The sequence below is a fragment of the Gallibacterium genomosp. 2 genome, from assembly GCF_000771895.1.
Classification (GTDB): Bacteria; Pseudomonadota; Gammaproteobacteria; order Enterobacterales; family Pasteurellaceae; genus Gallibacterium.
Genome location: NZ_JPXY01000077.1, coordinates 1 through 5,757, shown reverse-complemented (window position 1 = coordinate 5,757; position 5,757 = coordinate 1). Strand labels below are relative to the sequence as shown.

The window sequence follows — 5,757 nt, the reverse complement described above, 5'->3', positions numbered from 1 at the left end:
GTCAGCAGTCTGAGAGATCTTTGATCTCCGCCGCACTTTAAGATAGCGGAAAATATAAATTATGCAAATAAAATAATCTAAAAATAATCTTTTTTCTCTTTCATTATTTTTTTGACAAAAAAAGATACTATTTTTTAGAAAAAATATAATTCAACTCTCATTTTCTACAGCTGTTTTAAGGCTATTCAATAATTTTTTGCCATAAATTGCACGCCAACCACACAGCAAATCAGGTAATTTTTGTTGGGATTGTCCCAACCAATACCATTTTAAAAATTGGTGCAGTGCTTTTTTGCTTGCCACAAGTTGTAACGGTACTTTATTTTGTAGCATTGCTTTTAACTCTTTATGCAGTAGATTTAAATATTTCTTGTAATGTGGACGTTCCGAAATATTTTCAATTAAATCAGGGTATTGCTCCGGCGGCACACGTTTTGCCTGTTCCAACAGCAACAATAGTTTTTTGCCATATCTTTTGATCTCCATCGGATGCAAACCCAAATCCAATAACTGTGCGGTGTGAACAGGCTCGTGAATTGCCATTTGAACCAAACCTTCACTACTGACAATAAAATTCAAGGCAATATTGCGTTTTATGCCCTCCTGAAAACGCCATTTCGCCAAAAATTTCAAATTATTCAATGCTTTTCGATTTAAACGCCAAGCATTACCAATATCCAAATAAGCCTTTTCCGGCGAAATTTGACGACAACGTTTTTGTGCAAACAGCTCACACTCCTGTTGAATCGCTGTTTTCCACTCTGAACTTGCCATTGCCGCCGCCATTTTTTGGTAAATCGGCAACAAATAATAGACATCCGCCGCTGCATAATTAAGCTGTCTTTCGCTTAACGGTCGTTTCAACCAATCTGTTCTTGATGCTTTTTTATCCAACTCTATCTGTAAATAATGTTGTACTAATAGTGCAAAACCAACAGATTGCTGAAATCCTAAAAAATTTGCCATAATTTGAGTATCTAACATTGGCATCGGAATTTGCTGAAATTGTTGATGAAAAATCTCTATATCTTCCCCACTAGCGTGCAAAATTTTCAATACATTTTTATCACTAAGCAACTCAACAAAGGGCTGCCAATCAGTTATGTTTAGAGGATCGATCAATGCAACATCTTTACCGAAATAAAGCTGAATCAACCCTAATTTGGCATAATAACTGCGTATTCTCTCAAACTCAGTGTCCAATGCCACTACTGAATAATGCCGTGCTTGTTCGCATAGCTGCTTTAATTGTGAATCTTGTTGAATAAATTGATAAGGAATCATTCTGCGTGTCTATCTTTCAAAAAGAAAGGCATGAAATCCATGCCTTATTTACCTTACTGTACATTACTGTTTGCGAAAACTATCTTAATATGTAACGCATTATCGTCATCTTCAGCGTTTGAGCCAATGATGAAATTCAGATTAATTTTGTGCTGCTATTTTTGCTCGTTTTGCCAGCTCTTCATCACGCACAACACGGCGTAAAATTTTTCCGACATTACTTTTTGGCAACTCTTCACGAAACTCAATTTCTCGTGGAATCTTATAACCTGTTAGACCACTACGACAATGTTTACGCAACTCTTCCCGAGTTAAACTTTCATCTTTTTTTACCACAAAAGCTTTGATAATCTCTCCTGAAACCGGATGAGGCACACCAATTACAGCGGCTTCAGCCACTTTCGGATTCAACATAATAACGTCTTCTACTTCATTCGGATAGACATTAAAACCAGAAACAATGATCATATCCTTCTTACGATCAACAATACGCAACTGATAGTCATCATCCATTTCAACTATATCACCGGTCGCCATCCAACCATCTTTTAACACTGCTGCGGTTTCTTCCGGTTTATTCCAATAACCTTGCATCACCTGTGCGCCTTTCACCCAAAGCTCACCCGGTTGATTAAGCCCAAGTTCATTGCCATTATCATCCATAATTTTAATATCGGTATCCGGCACTGGCACGCCGATTTTACCAGCGTGTCCGGCGAAATTCGCTGGATTACAAGCAATCAACGGTGAACACTCTGTCATTCCGTAACCTTCTAAAATATGACAACCAGTTAAATCATACCAACGTTGTGCAATCGCTTTTTGCACAGATACTCCACCACCAACAGTTAATTTTAGCTGAGAGAAATCAACATTTTTTAACTCTTCTTGCTGTAATAACGAATTAAATAAAGTATTTACACCTGTGATCGCTATCGGACGATAACGCTTTAACTCTTTGATCAAATTAGGCAAATCACGAGGGTTAGTGATTAAAATACCAGTAAGTCCAAAATCAATAAACAATAATGCATTCACGGTTAAAGAGAAAACGTGATACATCGGCAAAATAATAGTGGCATAACGATTATTACCAGCTTTAACAAAAGGCTCAGCCAACCATTTTGCCTGTGCAATGTTGTAAATCATATTGCCGTGAGTGAGCATTGCTCCTTTCGCCACACCGGTTGTACCGCCAGTATATTGCAGAAATGCAAGATCTTTTTTACCAATTTCCGGACGAATATATTGACGATATTTACCAACCCTTAACACTTCACGGAAAGTTACGGCGTGCGGTAATTTATATTTCGGCACTAGCTTTTTGATATATTTAACCACAAAATTGACTAACGTCCGCTTACCGAATGAAAGTTGATCGCCCATTCTAGTTAAAATCACGTGCTTCACATCAGTATTAAAAACAACTTTTTCTAATGTCGAAGCAAAGTTGGAAACCACCACTATCGCGGTTGCACCGCTATCTTTGAGCTGATGCTCTAATTCTCTCGGAGTATAAAGCGGATTAACATTCACCACCACCATACCAGCTCGCAAAATACCAAACAGTGCAATTGGATATTGCAACAAATTCGGCATCATCAATGCAACGCGATCACCTCGTTCCAACTTCAACTCATTCTGTAAATAAGCTGCAAATGCTCGGCTACGCTCTTCTAATTTACGATAAGTTAAAACTTGCCCCATATTGACATAAGCCGGTCTATCCGGATGTTCTCTTACCGCTTTTTCCAACATTTCTACTAAAGAAGATAATGCCAACGTATTCGGATCCATTCTTGATTCAGCCGGATAATTTTTTACCCACAATCTATCCATTTTCTTATCTATATCATCGTTCTAGTTAAAATTCGGTCGTTATCTTATCACAGAATTTACAAAATTTTTATCACGAATGCGTTCACTGATCAGCAATCAACATCAATAAGAGGGTTATTGGTTATACAGATTGAATTAATGAGAATGAGCTTTTTCCAAAAAATACGCCCGCTTCAAAAGAAAGCGGGCAATCCTAAAGCTTAAAAGAGGTATTAACGATATTCCACATTGATAATATCAAACTCAACTTTACCGCCTGGGGTTGTAATCGTGACATTATCATCCACTTCTTTACCGATTAAACCACGTGCAATCGGTGAATTGACCGAAATTAGCCCTTGCTTAATATCGGCTTCATCATCACCAACGATTTGATAAGTTACTTCATCATCAGTTTCCACATTCACTAACACGACTGTTGCACCAAAAATTACACGTCCATTATTCGCAATTTTCGTTATATCAATAATTTGTGCATTAGACAATTTGCCTTCAATTTCTTGAATACGTCCTTCACAAAATCCCTGTTGCTCACGAGCAGCGTGATATTCTGCATTTTCCTTTAAATCACCATGCTCTCGCGCTTCGGCAATTGCTTTAATAATTTCTGGACGACGCACATTCTTTAAATAATCAAGTTCTTCACGTAAAAGATTAGCACCGCGTACTGTCATCGGAATTTGTTGCATTATTTTGATCCCTTTTAACGTATTAATTAACAGTCAAAACAAAACCACATAAGCAATAAACATTGTACTTATGTGGCAAAAATAATAAATTGTGATTTACGAAATCAACGAGAGCTATTATTATTTACCGCATTGCAAAAAATATCAATATTAAAAACCGTTGTTATGATCTTCTCTATTTCAATCAATACGTACATTCGTAAATCTTTAAAATATCTGCTTCCTATATTAAGTTGTTTAACATTTAGCCAATTCGTAAATGCTACTGTTGATGTGCCTCCACTAATCAATGAATTACCTAAAGGCACAAATGTTACGATCGCTGCCAAAAATCTTGCCACTAACCAAACCGTTGCTAGCTATCAAAGCGATATGTTTATGTTGCCTGCAAGTACACAAAAGGTATTTACCGCCATTGCCGCAAAGCTGCTATTAACTGATCAATTTAAATTTCAAACCAGCTTATTAACCAACGGAAAAATTGAAAATGGGCATTTAAAAGGTGATTTAATTATCAAATTTAGTGGAGATCCAGACTTAACTAGCGGACAGCTTTACAACCTACTTGCCACTTTAAAAAAACAAGGAATTCGCCAAATCAATGGTGATTTAATTTTAGATACCTCCATTTTTGCTTCCCACGACCGTGGCTTGGGCTGGATTTGGAACGATTTAACAATGTGTTTTAATGCGCCACCAGCAGCGGTGAATATTGACGGTAACTGTTTTTCTGTAAACATTGATGCCAGTGGTTCTGTTGGCAGTTTAGTTCGTATTGATGTTCCTTCTCAATACCCAATTCAGATGTTTAGCCAAGTTTATATCGTTAATGACAATGAAGCGGGCTATTGTCAATTTGATGTGGTCAGTAACGACAATAACCGTTATCAACTCAAAGGCTGTATCCGCCGTCAACCGAAAAAATTCGGTTTAAGTTTTGCGGTGCAAGATACCGATAGCTATGCTGTAGCGATTTCACAAAGAATGTTAAAAAATCTCGGCATTTCATTCAGTGGGCGAGTTCAAATACCATTCCAACCACAGCAAGGTAATGTTTTAGCTACTCATCAGTCTAAAGCCTTGCCGGAATTGTTGAAAAAAATGATGAAACATTCTGATAACCAAATTGCAGATGCATTATTCAGAACAATTGCTTATTACTACTATAAACGCCCAGCGACATTCCAATTAGGTGGAATGGCGGTGAGAAGAATTCTAGAGAAAAACACCAATATCCGCTTTGGTAACAGTGTGATTGCCGATGGTTCAGGGCTTTCACGCCAAAATCTGATCAGCGCTAATACGATGTTGCAAGCATTGGAATACATTGCTCGCAACGACAACACGCTCAAATTAATGCAAACTTTCCCAATCGCCGGTGTTGACGGCACCATCAGCGGTCGTGGTTCATTGATCGGCTCACCGTTGGTGAAAAATGTCATTGCTAAAACCGGCTCCCTTAAAGGCGTTTACAACCTCGCCGGTTTCCTCAATAACACCCGTGGTGAAAAAGTCGCATTCGTTCAATTTATCAACGGCTATTCCACCGGTGATTTGGAAGATAAAACCAAACGTGCGCCGCTAGTCCGTTTTGAATCACAACTTTATCGTGAGATTTATGGGGATTAATTTTTATTTATCTTCTTAAAATTAAAAAAGAAAACGTTTTGAATAATATTTTTTATTGAAGGATTAAAAAATGTTGGAAAAAGTAGAAAGATTTATTAGTGAAATCAAAATAAAAAAATTTTATAGTTTATAAATAGAATGAGGATTTCCATATTTGTAAATTATTTTGTCATTACTCTATTTGCAGCATTATAAGTAAATGTATAAATACCAATCATTTCTTTCATTATAAAATGGGATTAACTCCCCATTAAACTATGAAGGCAATTTATATTTTTTCTTTTTTCAAATTGCCTTTATTATGGCATATAGGACA

At 37.0% G+C, this 5,757-nt stretch carries 4 protein-coding genes; 1 reads left to right on the top strand and 3 read right to left on the bottom strand.

The features are described from left to right. Positions 1-150: 150 nt before the first annotated feature. The 3 genes from rnd to greA all read right to left on the bottom strand — a co-directional run bounded on the left by rnd (position 151) and on the right by greA (position 3,812). Entirely contained in the window at positions 151-1,284 is a 1,134-nt protein-coding gene (rnd, locus tag P375_RS11865; protein ID WP_039137305.1) for a ribonuclease D, read from the bottom strand. Positions 1,285-1,425: 141 nt separating this feature from the next. Continuing rightward, on the bottom strand, positions 1,426-3,123 hold the full coding sequence (fadD, locus tag P375_RS11860) for a long-chain-fatty-acid--CoA ligase FadD (protein ID WP_039137303.1): 1,698 nt from the start codon (positions 3,121-3,123) through the stop codon (positions 1,426-1,428). 212 nt (positions 3,124-3,335) lie between these two features. After that, positions 3,336-3,812, bottom strand: coding sequence for a transcription elongation factor GreA (greA, locus tag P375_RS11855; protein WP_039087163.1), 477 nt, complete (start codon positions 3,810-3,812; stop codon positions 3,336-3,338). A gap of 168 nt (positions 3,813-3,980) precedes the next feature. Between greA and dacB the strand changes: the two genes are divergently transcribed. Next, the gene (gene dacB, locus P375_RS11850; RefSeq protein ID WP_418904661.1) at positions 3,981-5,441 is read left to right on the top strand and encodes a serine-type D-Ala-D-Ala carboxypeptidase; all 1,461 of its coding nucleotides are present in this window, start codon (positions 3,981-3,983) and stop codon (positions 5,439-5,441) included. Positions 5,442-5,757 lie beyond the last annotated feature (316 nt).